General features: G+C 71.4%; 14 protein-coding genes. 8 read left to right on the top strand and 6 right to left on the bottom strand.

Annotated elements, in window-relative coordinates; genetic code table 11:
• Nucleotides 1–13: 13 nt before the first annotated feature.
• Nucleotides 14–1,195, bottom strand: a complete 1,182-nt coding sequence (locus OG766_RS03590) for a glycosyltransferase (RefSeq protein WP_328724545.1) — start codon at nt 1,193–1,195, stop codon at nt 14–16.
• A gap of 58 nt (nt 1,196–1,253) precedes the next feature.
• Here OG766_RS03590 and OG766_RS03585 point away from each other — a divergent pair, with 58 nt between their 5' ends.
• Together OG766_RS03585 and OG766_RS03580 are read left to right on the top strand one after the other, a co-directional pair.
• Nucleotides 1,254–2,057, top strand: a complete 804-nt coding sequence (locus OG766_RS03585; RefSeq protein WP_328724544.1) for a glutamate racemase — start codon at nt 1,254–1,256, stop codon at nt 2,055–2,057.
• 145 nt (nt 2,058–2,202) lie between these two features.
• Nucleotides 2,203–2,769 (top strand): hypothetical protein, encoded by a 567-nt coding sequence (locus tag OG766_RS03580; protein WP_266376422.1) that lies wholly within the window; start codon nt 2,203–2,205, stop codon nt 2,767–2,769.
• A gap of 150 nt (nt 2,770–2,919) precedes the next feature.
• On the opposite strand, the gene OG766_RS03575 is transcribed toward OG766_RS03580, so the two are convergent.
• Nucleotides 2,920–4,008 carry an O-antigen ligase family protein gene (locus tag OG766_RS03575; RefSeq protein WP_328724543.1) on the bottom strand — a complete coding sequence of 363 codons (1,089 nt, stop codon included), beginning with the start codon at nt 4,006–4,008 and terminating at the stop codon, nt 2,920–2,922.
• 186 nt (nt 4,009–4,194) lie between these two features.
• Between OG766_RS03575 and lnt the strand changes: the two genes are divergently transcribed.
• From lnt to OG766_RS03555, 4 genes are all read left to right on the top strand, one after another.
• On the top strand, nt 4,195–5,799 hold the full coding sequence (gene lnt / locus OG766_RS03570) for an apolipoprotein N-acyltransferase (RefSeq protein WP_328724542.1): 1,605 nt from the start codon (nt 4,195–4,197) through the stop codon (nt 5,797–5,799).
• Between the two features lie 9 nt (nt 5,800–5,808).
• Nucleotides 5,809–6,291, top strand: coding sequence for an NUDIX hydrolase (locus OG766_RS03565; RefSeq protein WP_266376429.1), 483 nt, complete (start codon nt 5,809–5,811; stop codon nt 6,289–6,291).
• A 55-nt stretch (nt 6,292–6,346) separates the two neighbouring features.
• The gene (locus tag OG766_RS03560) at nt 6,347–7,174 is read left to right on the top strand and encodes a 3-hydroxybutyrate dehydrogenase (RefSeq protein ID WP_443045441.1); all 828 of its coding nucleotides are present in this window, start codon (nt 6,347–6,349) and stop codon (nt 7,172–7,174) included.
• Nucleotides 7,175–7,385: 211 nt separating this feature from the next.
• Entirely contained in the window at nt 7,386–9,281 is a 1,896-nt protein-coding gene (locus tag OG766_RS03555; RefSeq protein ID WP_328724541.1) for a helix-turn-helix domain-containing protein, read from the top strand.
• Between the two features lie 69 nt (nt 9,282–9,350).
• On the opposite strand, the gene OG766_RS03550 is transcribed toward OG766_RS03555, so the two are convergent.
• The 3 genes from OG766_RS03550 to OG766_RS03540 all read right to left on the bottom strand — a co-directional run bounded on the left by OG766_RS03550 (nt 9,351) and on the right by OG766_RS03540 (nt 14,518).
• Complete coding sequence (locus OG766_RS03550) at nt 9,351–10,745, bottom strand: MFS transporter (protein WP_328724540.1); 1,395 nt, start codon at nt 10,743–10,745, stop codon at nt 9,351–9,353.
• 1,318 nt (nt 10,746–12,063) lie between these two features.
• Nucleotides 12,064–13,539, bottom strand: coding sequence for a bifunctional aminoglycoside phosphotransferase/ATP-binding protein (locus OG766_RS03545; protein ID WP_328727421.1), 1,476 nt, complete (start codon nt 13,537–13,539; stop codon nt 12,064–12,066).
• A 103-nt stretch (nt 13,540–13,642) separates the two neighbouring features.
• On the bottom strand, nt 13,643–14,518 hold the full coding sequence (locus OG766_RS03540; protein ID WP_266376435.1) for a universal stress protein: 876 nt from the start codon (nt 14,516–14,518) through the stop codon (nt 13,643–13,645).
• Nucleotides 14,519–14,710: 192 nt separating this feature from the next.
• Here OG766_RS03540 and OG766_RS03535 point away from each other — a divergent pair, with 192 nt between their 5' ends.
• Both OG766_RS03535 and OG766_RS03530 read left to right on the top strand, forming a co-directional pair.
• The gene (locus tag OG766_RS03535; RefSeq protein WP_328724539.1) at nt 14,711–15,529 is read left to right on the top strand and encodes a universal stress protein; all 819 of its coding nucleotides are present in this window, start codon (nt 14,711–14,713) and stop codon (nt 15,527–15,529) included.
• Nucleotides 15,530–15,745: 216 nt separating this feature from the next.
• Nucleotides 15,746–16,288: an Rv1733c family protein gene (locus tag OG766_RS03530; RefSeq protein ID WP_328724538.1), complete on the top strand. Its 543-nt coding sequence runs from the start codon at nt 15,746–15,748 to the stop codon at nt 16,286–16,288.
• Between the two features lie 316 nt (nt 16,289–16,604).
• Here OG766_RS03530 and OG766_RS03525 read toward each other — a convergent pair whose 3' ends face one another.
• Entirely contained in the window at nt 16,605–17,279 is a 675-nt protein-coding gene (locus OG766_RS03525) for a CBS domain-containing protein (protein ID WP_266376442.1), read from the bottom strand.
• Nucleotides 17,280–17,383 lie beyond the last annotated feature (104 nt).

The following is a 17,383-nucleotide window of genomic DNA, read 5'->3' as shown; positions in this document are numbered from 1 at the left end:
CCTACGCCTGGCGTCAGCGATCGGGTGCGGCTTCGGGACGGGCGTACGTACGTCCCTTCCAGGCCGCACCACGCCCTCGGTAGTGCTGCACCGCCGAGTCGACCGTCATCAGCAGATAGAGGAGAGCGGTGAACGGGAGGAGCGGAGCGAGCCACAGGGTCTGCCGGTAGTAGCGCAGCATCGGGATGTACGTCCCCGCCATCACCGCCCACGCCAGCAGCCCCACCCAGCCGGCCACCGCGTCCCCCGGCGCATCCGCCCTCACCGCGACGTACACCGCGAAGGGCGGCGCGAGATACACGACCGCCAGCCCCGCCACCGTCCCGGCCAGCAGCAGCGGACTGTGCCGGAGCTGGGCGTACGCGCACCGCGACACCATCCGCCACAGATCGGCGAACCGGGGATACGGCCGCACGCTGTCCACCCGCTCCGCGAGGCCCAGCCAGACCCGGCCGCCGGCCCGGCGCACCGCCCGCGCGACCGCCACGTCGTCGATCACCGACTGGCGCACCGAGTCCGGAATCGACGCTCGCTGGGCCGTGTCCGTACGCAGCAGCACACACCCGCCCGCCGCCGCCGTCGCCCACGCCCGCTCCTTGTTGATCCAGCGGAACGGGTAGAGCTGGGCGAAGAAGTACACGAAGGCGGGCACGACGAGGCGCTCCCAGCCCGTGGCCACCCGCAACCGCGCCATCTGCGACACCAGATCGAGGCCTTGCGTCTTCGCGGCCGCGACCAGCTCGCACAGGCTGTCCGGCTCATGAGCGATATCGGCATCCGTCAGCAGCAGATACTCGGGGCGGCGGGTACGCGCGAGTTCGATGCCGTGCCGCAGCGCCCAGAGCTTGCCCGTCCAGCCCGGCTCCGGTTCGCCCGGCGAGGTCACGGTCAGCGGCAGCCCCGCGTACTGCTCGGCCAGTTTGCGCGCCAGATCGCCCGTACCGTCCTTGCTGCCGTCGTCGACGAGGACCACCTCGGCCTCGCCCGGATAGGACTGGCGCAGCAGCGACGGCAGACTCTCCGGCAGCACGGCCGCCTCGTCCCTGGCCGGTACGACGATCACGACGGACGGCCAGCTGTCCGGCGCCGTACGCCGGGGCAGCCGCTGGTCCGTACGCCAGAAGAAGCCCTGCCCGAGGAGCAGCCACAGCCAGGCGGCCAGGGAACCCAGGGCGATCCACGCAAGGGTGCTCATTCGCCGCAGTGTGCCCCACACGGGCGGGACCGCAAGTGCTGTCGGCTAGGGTAACCGGGTGAAGATCGCGCTCATGGACTCCGGAATCGGCCTCCTCGCGGCGGCCGCGGCGGTGCGCCGGCTTCGGCCGGACGCGGATCTCGTCCTCTCCTGCGACCCCGACGGGATGCCATGGGGCCCGCGGACGCCGGAAGAGGTCACCGAGCGGGCCCTCACCGTGGCCAGGGCCGCGGCGGCACACCGCCCCGACGCGCTGATCGTCGCCTGCAACACCGCCTCCGTCCACGCGCTGCCCGCACTGCGTGCCGAACTGGAGCCCGGACTGCCCGTCATCGGTACCGTGCCCGCCATCAAGCCCGCGGCGGCGAGCGGCGGCCGCATCGCCATCTGGGCCACCCCGGCCACCACCGGCAGCCCCTACCAGCGCGGGCTCATCCGTGACTTCGCCGACGGAGCCGAGGTCACCGAGGTGCCGTGCCCCGGTCTCGCCGACGCCGTGGAGGAGGCGGACGAGACCGCCATCGACCGGACCGTGGCCGCCGCGGCCGCACTCACTCCTTCGGACGCATGCGCGCTCGTCCTTGGCTGCACGCACTACGAACTGGTCGCCGAGCGCATCCGCGCCGCCGTCTGCGAGGGCCGCCCCGAAGGGCTCGCACCTCTCGTGCTGCACGGCTCCGCCGGTGCCGTCGCGGCGCAGGCGCTGCGCCGTATCGACGCAGCTCCCGCGCCTGCCGCCCCGCCGAGCGGCCTGCTGACGGTGCTGCTCAGCGGGCGGGAGTCGGAGCTTCCCGCAGCCGCCAAGGCGTATGCGGAGGGCAGATTGCTGGGCGCGGTGAATCCGGTCACGCCCACGCACTGAGGCGCCCGCCGAGGGGACCGGTCCCGGGAGCGGTCCATGCCCGCGCCGACCAGGCCGAGCGCGGTGATCGGGACCTGCTCCCCTCATCCTCGGCAGACCCGGACGAGGCAGTGCTCACGGAGCGGAACGTGGGTACGCTGCGAGCATGACGGACCACCCCCGTGACAAGGGGCAGGCCGTAGAGCCACTGCCCGCACTCTGGACCGGTCGTGCGACGAACCGCCTCCAGTGGGTGCTCGCCGTGGCCGGCGCGGCCTGCATGGCGCTCGGCATCGAGCTGGCCGTCGACTCTCCCTGGACATCGGGCGTCATCGCCCTGCTGATGTCGGTCATCGGCTGTGTCGCGGCCGGGCTGCTGATGCTCTTCGGGACACTCGCCTTCGTCCATGTGGCGGTACGGGTCGACAGGGACGCCATGGAAGTGCGCTGCGGCCATATGGGAGTGCCCCGCCGCAGAATCCCGCTCACGCAGGTCGTGGGCGCCGAGTTCGTACCCAAGGTGACGCCGTGCCACTGGGGTGGCTGGGGCTGCCGCTGGCGCCCGGAGAAGGGGACTGCCGTCATCGTGCGCAAGGGCGAGGGCATGGTGCTCACGCTCGGCGACGGCCGCACCTTCACGGTCACGGTGGACGACGCCGAGACGGCGGTACGAGTGATTCGCGACCATATGCGGCCGGGGGCTTCGGCGGGGACGACGACGGCCGGGATCTGAGCAGGGCGGGGTCTGAGCAGGGCGGGGTCTGAGCAGGGCGGGGTCTGAGCAGGGCGGGGTCTGAGCAGGGCTTGAAGCCCGCGCGATCCGTGCCCGTGGCCTGGCGTGGCCGGGGCCACCGGCGTCTTTGTCGGGCGCCGCCGTCGGACGTCATGCCATGGCCGGCGCGGATGACTCCGGTGCCGGACGCGCCATGGCCAGGCCCGCCAGCAGCCCCGCCCCCGCCGTGACCGGAGTGAGGCTCAGCGCGTCGCCCAGGGTCGCGAGGGCCGCCAGTGCCGTCAGCGCGGCACCCGCATTCAGCACCACCGGGGTGGGCCGGGGCGAGCGCCACAGCCCATAGAGCATCCAGCAGTGCAGCGCGCCCAGCAGCAGCACTCCGACGAGGCCCTGCTCCGCCGCCTGCTGGAGCGCGGCCGAATGTGGGGTGCCATCGGGAACCAGCGACAGCTGCGCGGCGGGGCTCAGTTCGCCGAACCGGTCAGGGCCCGCGCCCAGCACCGGGTGCGCCCTCGCGAGGTCGGCCGCGTCCTGCCACAGCAGCATCCGGTCCGCGCCCAGTCGGTCCTCGAACGGGCCGGTGAACCAGCGGGGCAGCGCGTCCACGGCCATCGCCCAGGACGCCCCGGCCACCAGCGCGGCCGCCACCGCGAAACCGGCGAGCGCCGGCAGCCGTCGGTGCGTGCGGCCCGCTGCCAGTGCGCAAAGGATCACTCCGGTCGCCGCCACGAAGCCCGATGCCGACCCCCATGCGAGGGCCGTGCCGGCCGCCGCGACGGCGGCAAGCCACAGCAGCAGGCGTGCCGCCGGTGGGCGTACGGCCGCGGCGGCGCAGCAGGCCGCTCCGGCCGACAGCACCAACAGCGCCGCCGCCGACCCCGCGTGTCCGGAAGGCGCCGGCCCCAGACCGGTCACCGCGCCGTGCTGCTCGGCGACGGCCAGCGCGAGCGCTCCCGCCGCGGCCACCGCCGTGCCCGCCACGGGGAGCAGCGATCCGCAGATCCGTCCGCACGCGTAGCCGGCCGCGACGGCCAGCACGGCCAGCAGCACCCCCTCGGGGCGCCCCTCCCGACCCGCCGCGCTGATCAACGCCCATGCCGCACAGCAGCCGAGCAGGATCACGCCGGCCGCATCCGGTGCGCCCCCGTGCTCCCGGAGATCCCCTGGCTCGTCACAGTGCCCGAGACCTGCCGTGATCGAACGTTCGCGCGCGGCCGACCGGTCCGCCGCTGCTGCCATACCGTCCCCCGACCCGTGGCGTGCCCCACCCACCACACTGGCGCACACCGTAACGGCAGAGCGGTGTTTTGTGGATGGATTGCACAGGAATCGTGCGTCCGTGCGCTGGTGGGAGGGCGTCCGAGCGCTGCCGGGCAGCCCGGCCGGGCTGACGGGACAGCTCCGTTCCGCCGTAGACTCCGCCAGGTGAGCGCCACCATCACCCCCGCCGAGACCAAGCAGCCCGTCCCTCCTGCGCACGACCGGGCCGGGCGGCTGCTTCGGCGGCTCGCACGGCCCGCCGCGGCCGTGCTCTCCGGCGTGCTGCTCTATCTGAGCTTTCCCCCGCGCCCCTTGTGGTGGCTGGTACTGCCCGGCTTCGCTCTGCTCGGCTGGTGTCTCCACGGCCGGCGGCCGTGGGCCGCGCTGGGGGTCGGGTACCTCTCGGGCCTGGGTTTCCTGCTGCCCCTGCTGATCTGGACGGGCGAGGAGGTGGGCGCCGTCCCGTGGCTCGCGCTCGCCGCCGTGGAGGCCTTCTTCGTCGCGGTCTTCTGTGTGGGCATCGCGCTCGTGTCGCGGCTCCCCGTGTGGCCGGTGTGGGGCGCGGCCGTATGGATCCTGGGCGAGGCGGTCCGCGCGCGGGTGCCGTTCGGCGGTTTCCCCTGGGGCAAGATCGCCTTCGGCCAGGCAGACAGCGTGTTCCTGCCGCTCGCCGCGGTGGGAGGGACCCCGGTCCTCGGCTTCGCGGTCGTCCTCTGCGGCTTCGGTCTGTACGAGACAGCCCGCCGTGTCCGTGACCACCGCAGGAGCGGCGAACTGCCCCGCGGACCGCTCGCGGCCGCCTTCCTCACCGTGTTCGTCCCTGTCACCGCCGCGCTCGCCGCACTGCCCCTCGTCGACGACTCCGCCGAGGACGGCACCGCGACCGTCGCGGCGGTCCAGGGCAACGTGCCGCGCCTCGGCCTGGACTTCAACTCCCAGCGCCGTGCGGTCCTCGACAACCACGCACACCGCACCGAGCAGCTCGCCAGGGACGTCGCCGCGGGCAAGGTGGCCCAGCCGGACTTCGTGCTGTGGCCGGAGAACTCCTCGGACCTCGACCCGTACCGCAACGGCGACGCTCGGCTGGTGATCGACCAGGCCGTGCGGGCGATCGGCGTACCGACCGTGATCGGGGCCGTGCTGACGCCCGAGACCGGTCCGCTCCGCAACACGCTGATCACCTGGGACCCGGAGCGCGGACCGGTCGCGACGTACGACAAGCGGCATGTCCAGCCGTTCGGCGAGTACATCCCGATGCGCTCCTTCGTCCGCCTCTTCAGCTCGGACGTCGACCGGGTCCGCCGGGACTTCGGCCCCGGGAACAAGGTGGGCGTCTTCGATCTCGCCGGTACCAAGGTCGGGCTCGCGACCTGCTACGAGGCGGCCTTCGACTGGGCGGTGCGCGACACCGTCACCCACGGTGCCCAGCTCATCTCCGTACCCAGCAACAACGCGACCTTCGGGCGCAGCGAGATGACCTACCAGCAGCTGGCGATGTCACGCGTACGGGCCGTCGAGCACAGCAGGGCCGTCGTCGTGCCCGTCACCAGCGGGGTCAGCGCGATCATCCAGCCGGACGGGAAGATCGTCCAGCAGACGAGGATGTTCACCCCGGACGCGCTGGTGGCCGAGGTGCCGCTGCGCTCGTCCCTGACCCCCGCGACGCGGATGGGCACGCTGCCCGAGGGCGTCCTCGTGGCGCTCGCCCTCGGCGCCCTGGGTCTGGTCGGCTACGCCCGTGCCCGAGAGCGCCGGGCCTCCGCCGGTTAGGGTCGGTGCATGGGTACTCCCGATTTCATCCGCGAGATCCGGGCCGCCGCCGGCCACCAACTGCTCTTCCTGCCGGGAGTCAGCGCCGTCGTCCTCGACGACGACGGACGGGTGCTTCTGGGAAGACGGGCCGACACCGGTAACTGGTCGATCATCGGCGGTATCCCGGAGCCGGGCGAGCAGCCGGCGGCGGCGGCCGTGCGGGAGGTGTACGAGGAGACCGCCGTGCGCTGTGTCCCCGAGCGGATCGTGCTGGTCGAGACCTTCGCGAAGCCGGTGACGTACCCCAACGGCGACCAGTGTCAGTTCATGGACGTGTGCCTGCGCTGCCGGGCCGTGGGAGGCGAGGCGCGCGTCAACGACGAGGAGTCCCTGGAGGTGGGCTGGTTCTCCGTGGACGCGCTGCCCGAACTCCAGGAGTTCGCCCTGTTCCGGATCAAGCAGGCACTTTCCGATGGCCCGACGTGGTTCGACTCCACGGTGACTGACTGAACTATGGGCGCTGACCACATCGGTCGGCGTCTGGGGTGTCCCTAGGGTGCGGAACATGACCATGAACCCGGGTCCCGCCCCTCACCCCGTCCCCTCCGCCGGCCGGCCGTCCGTCGCTCTCGACCTGGGCGGCCGCACCGCCCTCGTCACGGGGGCGGCAGGCGGGATCGGCCGGGCCTGTGCGCTGCGGCTCGCGGCCGCGGGGGCCAAGGTCAGGGCCGTCGACCGGGAGGCGGCCGGGCTCGACACGCTCGTCGAGCAGGCCCTCGGCATGGGCCTGGCGGGCGCCGTCGAACCCCATGTCCTCGATCTGACCGACCTCGACGCGGCCGAGGGCGCCGCCGCGGGGACCGATGTCCTCGTCAACAACGCGGGGCTGCAACTCGTCCGCCCCATCGAGGAGTTCCCGCCGGAGGTCTTCCACACCGTCCTCACCGTGATGCTCGAAGCCCCCTTCCGGCTGATCAGAGGCGCACTCCCGCAGATGTACGCACAAGGGTGGGGCCGCATCGTCAACGTGTCCTCCGTGCATGGGCTGCGCGCCTCGGCCTTCAAGTCCGCTTATGTGGCTGCCAAACATGGGCTGGAGGGCCTCTCCAAGACCGCCGCTTTGGAGGGAGCCGCCCATGGGGTCACCTCCAACTGCGTCAATCCGGGCTATGTACGCACCCCACTGGTCGAGAAGCAGATCGCCGACCAGGCGGCGGCCCATGACATTCCGCAGGAGCGGGTCCTCACCGAGGTGCTGCTGAAGGACTCCGCCCTGAAGCGGCTCATCGAACCGGAGGAGGTCGCCGAGGCGGTGGCGTACCTCTGTACGCCGCAGGCCTCCTTCGTCACCGGCACCTCATTCGTTCTCGACGGCGGCTGGACCGCGCACTGAGACGGTTCCGGGCGGACGAGGTCCGGAGCGACGAGGCCCGGAGCGACCAGGGCCGCGACGAGGTCCGGAGCGACGAGGCCCGCGACGAGGGCCGCGACGAGGTCTGCGGAGCGGCTGGTTCCACTCGGGGCGGGTGACGGAGTTGTCCACATGGGCCGCGTCGTCCACAGGGGCTGGCGGGACCCCCGGCACGGCAGGTATCCCTTTGTCCATGTCCCACGATCAGCTCACCTACCTGGAGCTCCTCGCACGCGGCGCCGCCGCGGAGGCGTACGACAGGCCCGTGCTGCTCGCCCGTGCGAGCGGCGCGGGCCCCGAGACGCTGTCCGGCCTGGAGCAGGCCAAACAGCTCGCGCTGCGCGTGCGGGCCGAGCTGGAGGGCAGACGCCGCCGGGAGGCGGAGCTGTCCGCGCTGTTCGAGACCGCGCACGACCTGTCCGGCCTGCGCGACCTCGACGCCGTGCTGCGGGCCATAGTCCAGCGCGCCCGGTCCCTCCTCGGCACCGAGGTCGCCTACCTCAGCCTCAACGACCCGGCGGCCGGAGACACGTACATGCGCGTCACCGAGGGCTCGGTGTCGGCCCGCTTCCAGCAGCTGCGGCTCGGCATGGGGGAGGGGCTCGGCGGACTCGTCGCCCAGACGGCACGACCGTACGTGACCGACAGCTACTTCGACGACGAGCGCTTCCAGCACACCCGCACCATCGACTCGGGCGTCCGGGACGAAGGCCTCGTCGCCATCCTCGGTGTGCCGCTGATGCTCGGCAGCCAGGTCATCGGCGTGCTCTTCGCCGCCGACCGGCGCGCCCGGGTCTTCGAGCGGGAACAGGTCGCGCTGCTCGCCTCGTTCGCCGCCCACGCCGCGGTCGCCATCGACACCGCCAATCTGCTCGCCGAGACCCGGACCGCGCTGGCCGAGCTGGAGCGGGCCAACGCGATCATTCGCGACCACAGCGCCGTCATCGAGCGGGCCTCGGACGTGCACGACCGGCTCACCGAACTGGTCCTGCGCGGCGGAGGAGTCCATGACGTCGCCGCCGCAGTGTCCGAAGTCCTCGACGGAACCGTCGAGTTCGCCGACCCGGGTACCCCCGCGCTCGCCGCCCTGGAACTCGGCGACGCCGACGGCCACGCCGTACGCAACGGGGACGACTGGGTCGCCGCCGTGTCGGCCGGCGGGGAGCTGCTGGGCGCGCTCGTGCTGCGCGGCCACCCCGCCCTCGACCCCGTCGACCGGCGCACGCTGGAGCGGGCCGCGCTGGTCACCTCGCTCCTGCTGCTGGCCCGTCGCTCGGCGGGCGAGGCGGAACAGCGCGTGCGCGGTGAGCTGCTGGACGACCTGCTCGACGCACCGGGACGCGACCCGCACCTGCTGCGTGAGCGCGCGGCCCGGCTCCACGCCGACCTCGACGCACCGCATGTCGTGCTCGCCGCCCGGATCGACGCCACGACCGACGCCGGTGGCGCGGACCGGGCCACCGCCGACCGCCAGCGCCTGTGGTCCGCGGCCTCGCATCTCGCGGCCACCCGCCACGGCCTCGCCGCGGCCCGCGACGGCGGCACGGTCCTGCTGCTGCCCCTCGGCCGCGGGGACAGCGCCACCGACCTGGCGCGCCAGACCGCCAAACAGCTCGGCGGCACCCTGCGCGAGCCGGTCACCGTCGGCGCCTCCGCCCCGGTCGGCGCGCCCGCCGGCACCCAGGGATCGGTGGCCGCGGCCTACGCCGAGGCGCTGCGCTGTGTCGAAGCCCTGCGCCTGCTGCACCGGTCCGGAGAGGGAGCGGCGGCGCAGGACCTCGGCTTCCTGGGCCTGCTGCTCGCCGACACCGGCGACATCGAGGGCTTCGTCCACCGCACGATCGGACCGGTCGCCGACTACGACGAGCGGCGCGGCACGGATCTGGTGCGCACGCTCGACGCGTACTTCGCGAGCGGCATGAGCCCGGCCCGTACGAAGGACGAACTCCACGTCCATGTCAACACGGTGGCCCAGCGTCTGGAGCGCATAGGCAGGCTCCTCGGCGAGGACTGGCAGTCGCCGTCCCGCGCCTTGGAGATCCAGCTGGCGCTGCGGCTGCACGCGATATCCGCGGCTGTCGCGCGCTGACGGGAAACGCGGCGGGGCCGCGTGGACCGTTGCGTACGGTCCACGCGGCCCCGGAGCCGTCCCGGTCCGTCAGGCGGATGTCGGGGCGTCGGCCGCGGTCACCGCGCCCCGGGCATCCCGGTCTCCGCTCTGCCCGGCCGTCACGTCGGCCAGGTCCCGGTCGCGGGTCTCCCGTGCGCAGGCGATGGCCACGACCGTCAGCAGAGCGGCGGCGATGACGTAGAGCGCGATCGGCGTGGAGTTGCCGTAGTCGGCGAGGAGCGCCGTCGCGATCAGCGGCGCGGGCGCCCCGGCCGCGACCGACGCGAACTGGGCCCCGATGGACGCCCCCGAGTACCGCATGCGCGTCGCGAACATCTCCGAGAAGAACGCCGCCTGCGGCGCGTACATGGCTCCGTGCAGGATCAGGCCGACCGTGACGGCGAGCAGCAGACTGCCGAACGACTTGCTGTCGATGAGCGCGAAGAACGGGAACATCCACAGGCCCACACCGACCGCGCCGATCAGATACACCGGCCGGCGCCCGATCCGGTCCGACAGTGCACCCCAGAGAGGAATCACGGCGAAGTGCACCGCGGAGGCGATGAGGACCGCGTTGAGCGCGGTCTGCTTGCTCAGGCCCGCCGAGGTGGTCGCGTAGACGAGGATGAACGCGGTGATCACGTAGTAGCTGATGTTCTCCGCCATACGCGCGCCCATGGCCACGAGGACGTCCCGCCAGTGATGCCGCAGCACCGCGACCAGCGGCATCTTCTCCACCTGGTCGGACGCCGCCTTGCGCTCCTCGGCCTGCGCCAGCGCCGCCTTGAACACCGGCGACTCGTCGACAGAGAGACGAATCCACAAACCGACGATCACCAGCACACCGGACAGCAGGAACGGTATGCGCCAGCCCCATGAGGTGAACGCGGCGTCCGACAGCAGCGCGGTCAGCGCCGACAGCACACCGGTCGCCAGCAACTGCCCCGCCGGCGCCCCGGTCTGCGGCCACGAGGCCCAGAACCCGCGCCGGCGGGCGTCCCCGTGCTCCGACACCAGCAGGACGGCTCCGCCCCACTCCCCGCCGAGCGCGAACCCCTGGACCAGCCGCAGGACCGTCAGCAGCACGGGAGCGGCGGTGCCGATCGTCGCATGCGTCGGCAGCAACCCGATCGCGAACGTCGCCCCGCCCATGAGCAGCAGGCTCAGCACCAACAACTTCTTGCGCCCGAGCCGGTCTCCGTAGTGCCCGAACACCAGCGCCCCGAGCGGCCGCGCGGCGAACCCGACGGCATACGTCAGGAACGACAGCAGGGTGCCCACCAGCGGATCGGACCCGGGAAAGAACAGCTTGTTGAAGACCAGCGCCGCGGCTGATCCGTACAGGAAGAAGTCGTACCACTCGATGGTGGTGCCGATGAGGCTCGCGGCGACGATGCGCTTGAGCGAGCTGGGAGCTGGTGGAGCGGTTGCGGGGGCGGCCATGGACACCACTTCCGGACAGTTGGCGGGGACGTTTGTGTGTCGCCACACCGTAGGAAGCCGCAGGTCAGGGGCACATGTGGTGGGACACCATAGTTCTACCGGCTGGGGTGCGCTTGGCCACCATGGGGGCGGTGCCGGATCGTCCGTGACGGCCTCGACAAGGCCGCGAAGAGGGCTGTCTGAGTTGCGCTATTAGGGCATGATTTGGAGGTGCCGTCCTGCCTCCCGTGCTGGTTTGGTGCTGACTGAACGCCCACGTCATCACCCGTTGCCACCCCTCCCGTGCTGACTTGGTGCTGACTACGCTGCGTTGAACTCCGGCATCTGCCGCAGACCGGATTCGGACTGGCGGTCCTTGGCCCGGGGTACGGCTGCTCCTGGTGATCGCTGTCGCGGTAGCCCCGACGATCCCTTGGGAAAGCCCCTCCGCCACACTCCCCAGCTGGGCGCGGCGGTCCGTGAAGGAGCGCGACTTGGATCATTAATCTGAGGGCGACAGCCAGGCGCCACTGGAACTACATCGCCACGCGTGCGGATATCGAGCGATGGCAAGGCATCGCCTGCGCCCACTGGTGGCGTCGGCCCTTGCTGGGTGCGCGATGCAACTGGCGATGCGGACGGCCGACAGATTCCGGGCTTCGAAAGATTCTGGATGCTCGGGTCAGGGGTGCCGGTCGGTCGGTTTCTCATTCCAGGGCGGGGCGGAGGGCGACCCGGTACTGGATACCGGGTCGGTGGTGGTGGCTTGGTGGCCGTGGAGTCGATACACCATTTCGTCGGGACAACGCTGCAAACGGGCCTGGCGCTAGGCAGCGTCGTAGGACAGGGGGGTTGCGCTGCGCCTTTGGACGAGCAGGGCTTGGAGGCTGGTGCGGGGGGCCAGCAGCGCCCGCCACAGGACGAGCTTCATGGATGTGCCCTTCGAGGTGTCCCGTCGAACCCGGGCATGTCCATCGGCGCGATGCCGCTGGGCAGGCTGCCGCCGTTCAGTGCCTTGAGGGAGTCGGACAGCACGACCATGGCTTGCTGTCGCTTCTCGATGTTCGTGAACCCTTGGCCGACCTGCTCCCATTGCTGCAGGAGTGGGAACCACCAGCGGTCGCAGGAGCAGATCAGGCGAGCAAGGCGCTGGAGCTCGACAACGTGCTCGTCGCCCAGGGCGCCGGGGGCGTGGGTGTTCGAGTTGGTCCAGGACGACGAGGTCCCGGTGGTCGTAGCGGTTCTCCTTCAAGAAGCGCAGGCGGCGGACGCGTTGCTCGTCCGCTGCCCGCTGAGTCAATCGACCCGATGCATCACGCTCGGTCCCCGGACCACGGTGTCAGTCCGGCTCCATGTAGGAGCGGCGGAAGACCGGAACCTGTCCGGTTCCCCACGGACGAACGGCCGCCAGTGCCTGGACGACGGCGGACTCCAGGGGGCCGCTTGTGTCGATCGTGACGGCCTCCGACCAGGGCGGCTCTGCGGCTGCCATGGCGGTGGCCACATCGAGGTCGGCGTCGGATGGTCCGGTCGCGCGGGTGCTCAGGCGGGACGCCGACACGTCGCCCGGAACCTGGCAGTGCAGGGCCACCAGGTCGGCGCTGGTGCGGTCGGCCATGTGCTGAGCGGCTTCTCGCTGTCCCGCATGGGACCACGTCGCGTCCAGGACGACGGACTCCCCGGAGGACAACAGTGCAGCGGCACGGTCGAGGAGAGCCGCGTAGGTCCTGGCGGTCCACTCCGCCGTGTACAAGCCTTCGCCGTAGGCAGCGGCCGCGGACTCCTCTGCCGGTATGCCGGCCAGCTCCTTGCGGATTCGGTCGCTGCTGAGCAGCGTGACGCCCAACCGGTCGGCGAGCGCGCCGGAGAGCGTGGACTTGCCGCTGCCCGGCAGACCACCGACCAGCGTCAGTCCGACAGCGGAGGTGCGCAGGTGACGCAGCGCCGTTGTGACCAGGCGCCGTGACGCGGACTGCGCGCCGTCTGTGCCCTGGCGTGCCTGGATGAGAGAGACCTTGGCGCGGACGAAGGCCCGGTAGGCGACGTAGTGGTGCCACAGGGACGGGGGTGCGGGATCGCCGGAGTACTCGCTGTACTGGGCGAGGAAGAACGCCGCGGCTTCCGGGGCGCCGAGCTGTTCCAGATCCATGGCGAGGAAGGCGGCGTCGTCGAGGCCGTCGACGTACCGCAGGTGGTCGTCGAACTCCAGGCAGTCCAGGATGCGGGGGCCGTCGTCGAGGCAGAAGATGTCCTCGGCGAGCAGATCGCCATGGCCGTCGACCATTCGCCCCTGCTCGACGCGCGTGTCGAACAACTGCTTGCGGCCGGCGAGATAGCGGCGCACCAGCCGCTCGACGTCGTTGACGTCGTCGGGCACGGGACTGTCGCCGGCCAGCTCGCGGACGTGCGCGAAGCTCGCTTCCCAGCGCGACAACAGTGCGTCCCGCGTGCCTTGTTCGTCCACCTCCCGGCTGCGAGGCGCGTCTGCGTGTCGGGTGGCGAGTCGGCGGGCGACGGCCCTGAGGACGTCGTCGACGGCCGCACCTTCCCGCACCAGCCGGGACAGGCGACGTTCCGTCGGCATACGGCGCATCACGACAAGTGGTTCGGGTGCCTCCGCGTGCGGGCTGCGGAATTCCCCCACGCCCAGGTAGACGTCTGGGGCGAAGCGACGGTTGAGCTCGACTTCGCGCTCGCACGCGGTGCGCCGAGCCGGCACGGTGCTGTAGTCCAGGAACTCCAGATCGAGCGGTTTCTTGAGCTTGTAGGCGTAGTCACCGACAAAGAACACGATCGCGGTGTGGGTCTCGCGCACCTCTGCGCGCGGGAGCGGTGGAGCGTCGGTGCCGGTGGTGGACCGGAGCGCGGACGCGTCGGCCTGATGCACCGGCACCGTCGGATCCCCACCGTGGTTCGGCTCAGTCATGGGGGACGACGGCGACGGGACAGCGCGCGTGATGGATGGCGGCTTCGGCCACGGGGCCCAGGCGTGGTGCCAAGGCGGGACGGTGCTTGCGCCGGCCTACGACCAGCAGCCCGGCGCTCTCGGCGTCCCGCACAACGGACTTGGCGGGGCTGTCGAGCCTTACCACGTCGACCATCTCCACCGCGGGGAACTTCTCGCGCCAGGGGCGGAGGACCTTGCTCAGCTGCTTCCGCGCATCCTGTGCGATCTCGTCTGCGACGTCGTGGTCCACGCCCCAGGGGGTGTATGCATGGAGCGGCACGCTCCGGCCATGGACCACGCGAAGGTGCACGCCGCGCGCCGCGGCGGCGGCGCAGGCGAAATCGAGCAGGTCGTCGCACGGGCCGTGGAGTTTCAGTGCCACCACTACGGCACCTGGTGGACTTGGAGCGGGCTGCGGTACCTCCTCGCGTTGTTCGGCGCGTACCAGGACCACCGGCCGCTCGGCCCGTGTTACGACGAGCATGCTGATGTCGCCCATGAAGTAGCTCTCGACGGACCCCAGCCCCCGCGAGCCGAGGACGACCATCGCGGATTCCGATGCCGCTTGCAGCAGCGCGTCCTGGGCATCGTCGGCGACCAGATTGCCGACAGCGGTGAGGCCCGGGTGGCGTGCTTGGAGCTCCGTCCGTGCGTTGTGCACCATGCGCTTCGCCCAGTAGTTCTGATCGATCTCCGAGGGGACGCGGGTCGGTTCCGGCGCCAGCAGAGGCCACGCGTGCAGCAGGCGCAGCGTGAAGTTGCGCCGCACAGCTTCGTCGGCGGCCCAATGGGCGGCCGCCAGGCTCTCGGGTGAGCCGTCGAGGCCCACGGTGATCACTGGCTCCATGGCGACTGCCTCCGTCTCGTACGAAGCTGGGAATGACGGTGAACGAGTCCGCCCGTCCGGACTGCGCCGGCACGCCGAGCACAACCTCTTGTCATTCGAGGAGTACCCCAGTCCTTCCTGCGGCGCATGCGGACCGCGCCGTGGCGGAGCTTGGAAGAGCATGGAGTCCGGCACGGAGCGGAGGTGAGAGCAGTGGCGATTCCCGTGGTGGTCGGCGTTGACGGGTCCGAGGCGAGTCTGGAGGCGGTGGACTGGGCCGCAGTGGAGGCGGTCCGGCACGACGTGCCGCTCCATCTCGTGTACGCGGTCGTGCCGGACCATGGGGCGGCCGATCTGATCGCTGTCGCCATGGAACGAGCCAGGAAGAGTGCTCCGTCGTTGCGGCTGTCGAGCGAGGTGCTGCACGAGGACCCGGCATCCGCCCTACTTGGTCAGGGGCGCAATGCCTTCGCCCTGGTCCTTGGGTACAGAGGGCGCGGAGACCTCGCCGGGCTGCTCCTGGGGTCGGTCAGTCTGGCTGTGTCGGCGCGCGCCGATTGTCCGGTCGTCGTGGTACGCGGGGAGGCCGAGTACCGGAACGGCCGGTTCGGGAGCGTCGTCGTCGGCGTCGAGGACGGGGAGGGAAGCGGCACGGCGGTGCAGTTCGCGCTGCGCGAAGCCCACGTGCGGCGCTGTCGGCTGGTCGCGGTGCACGCCTGGAGCGTCCCGCCCGGGGCTCTCTCGCCGCCGCCCCCGTCCGGGTACGCCCTCGAGGCCCACTGCCGCCCGCCGGCGCAGGTGCTCGACGACGCGCTGCGCGGTCGTGCCGAGCGGTATCGGAGCGTCACGGTGAGCCGTCAGGTGGTCGAAGGGCCGGCGCGTCAGGCGCTCCTGGCGGCCGCGACGGGCGCCGACCTTCTGGTCGTCGGAGCTCGAAGGCGGCGTGGGCACCTGGGGCTGCAACTGGGCCTGGTCAACCATGCGGTACTGCATCACGCACCGTGTCCGATTGCGGTCGTTCCGCAGATGTGACCGTCCATCTTGCGGGTACCGACTCGGCCTGTGTGGTCCGGGTGGTCGCCTGCGAGGGACGTTCGGCCCAGTGACCGGTCTCTGCCGCCGTTCGATCGTGGTGGGGGAGCCGACCAGCGATTGGCGGAGGTCAGGGTCATGAGTGCACAGGGCGCGCCGTACGCATCCGGTCCCCGCCCGTCAGGCCAGGAGCACTCGTCCGAGGGTGCGAACCCGTTGAGGCGTACGTCCGACAGGATCGAGTCCTGGTGTGGCCGTGTCCTGCTGTTCGTCCTCGCACTGGGTCTGCCCGTGGCCTCGGTGAGTGCAGGGCTGGCGGCTTACGAGTCCTCGACGCGTATCGTGCAGGCCCAGTCGGCGGAACGGCATGCGCTCACCGCCCGCGTGGTTTCGGACGCCGAGGGAGACGGAGCACGCGGTGGCGCAAAGGAAGTCCGGCAACGGGCGCAGGTGCGCTGGACCGGCACGGACGGCAAGGAGAGAACCGGAATCGCGCGTGTGGAGGCGGGTGCCACCGCGGGCGCGACCGTTCGCGTCTGGGTGGGTCCGGACGGAACCCTCCGTAGTCCGCCGATGACCGCGGACAACGCCACGGCGACCGGTTGGCTCGTGGGCGGCATGACGGCGGTCGTGGTGACAGCGGGTGCTTTCGGTGCACGGGCGGGCATGCGCCGGTTGCTGGACCGCAGCAGGGCCGCGCGGTGGGACGCCGAGTGGGACCTGGTGGAGCCCGTTTGGACCGGGCGCTTCCGTCGGTGAGGCCAGGTGCGCGCGGTGCCGGAGGGGCGGATCGTGCTCGCGGGCGAACCCCTGCTGGAGGTGACGGCGCCGCTTCCAGAGATTCGTTGCTGACCTGGCTGGACTGCCGTCACCGGCCAGTCTGATTCGGGCGCCGGACGCACCTCGGCGACGGTCTTCGACCGGTTGAGCGCTCTCACAGACCGGGTCCGGCGCCGTATCGAGGAGGAGACGCAAGTCCCCGTCATGCGGCCCCGGAGCCACGGACGCATCGGCGGATTCGCCCCTGGTCCGTGCTCCGCCCCCACCGCTCGTTGACTCATCTGCCTTCGGTGACTCATCCGCCCGTGGCGGAACTCCTGGCGTCGTCGGTCCGATACGCGATGCGCTCCGAGACCGAGACCACTCCGTCAACGCTCCGGCACAGCCGCACGATGATGGGGATCAGGCTCCTGAACTCGACGGATCCGCCGAGGGCGACCTGCCCCTCGTGTACCTCGACCGACACCTCCGAAGGAGCGAGGCTCATCGTCTGCTGCAGCAGGTCCCGGTTGATCTCCTCGCGGATGGCGTCGTCACGGCGCAGGAAGATGCGTAGCAGGTCGCTGCGGCTGACGATGCCCTGCAGCTTGTCCGTCTCGTCCACGACGGGCAGCCGCTTGACGCCCTGGACCTCCATGAGGCGGGCGGCCTCGACCACGGTCCACTCCGGACGCGCGCACACGGCAGGGGCCGACATCAGCTCTTCGGCCCTGGCCCCTTCGGCCTTGGCCCGCTCCCACGCCTCAAGATGCGGAATCGGTGTGCGGCCGGACGGATCGGCCTGGTCCGCGGACTTGCGCAGCAGGTCGGCCTCGGACACCACACCCATGGGGCGGTCCAGTTCGTCCACCACAGGTACGGCGGTGACGTCGTTGTCCGCCAACAGCTTGACGATCTCCTTGAACGGCAGGTCACGCCGCGCCCGGACGACCCGCCGGGTCATGAGCTCTGCGACTGTTCGGTGCTGCATGTCGCGTTTCCCTTCGAGGCCCCTGGCAGCCAGTCGTGGTGATGTGTCAAGCGTGTCGGGAACGGGCCCGCCCACGGATGAGCACGCCGGGCCGGTGGCCCGGG

It is taken from the genome of Streptomyces sp. NBC_00259 (genome assembly GCF_036181745.1).
In the GTDB taxonomy this organism is placed as follows: Bacteria; Actinomycetota; Actinomycetes; order Streptomycetales; family Streptomycetaceae; genus Streptomyces; species Streptomyces pratisoli.
Note: the sequence above shows the minus strand (reverse complement) of the source record. Positions and strands in the feature narration are given on the sequence as shown.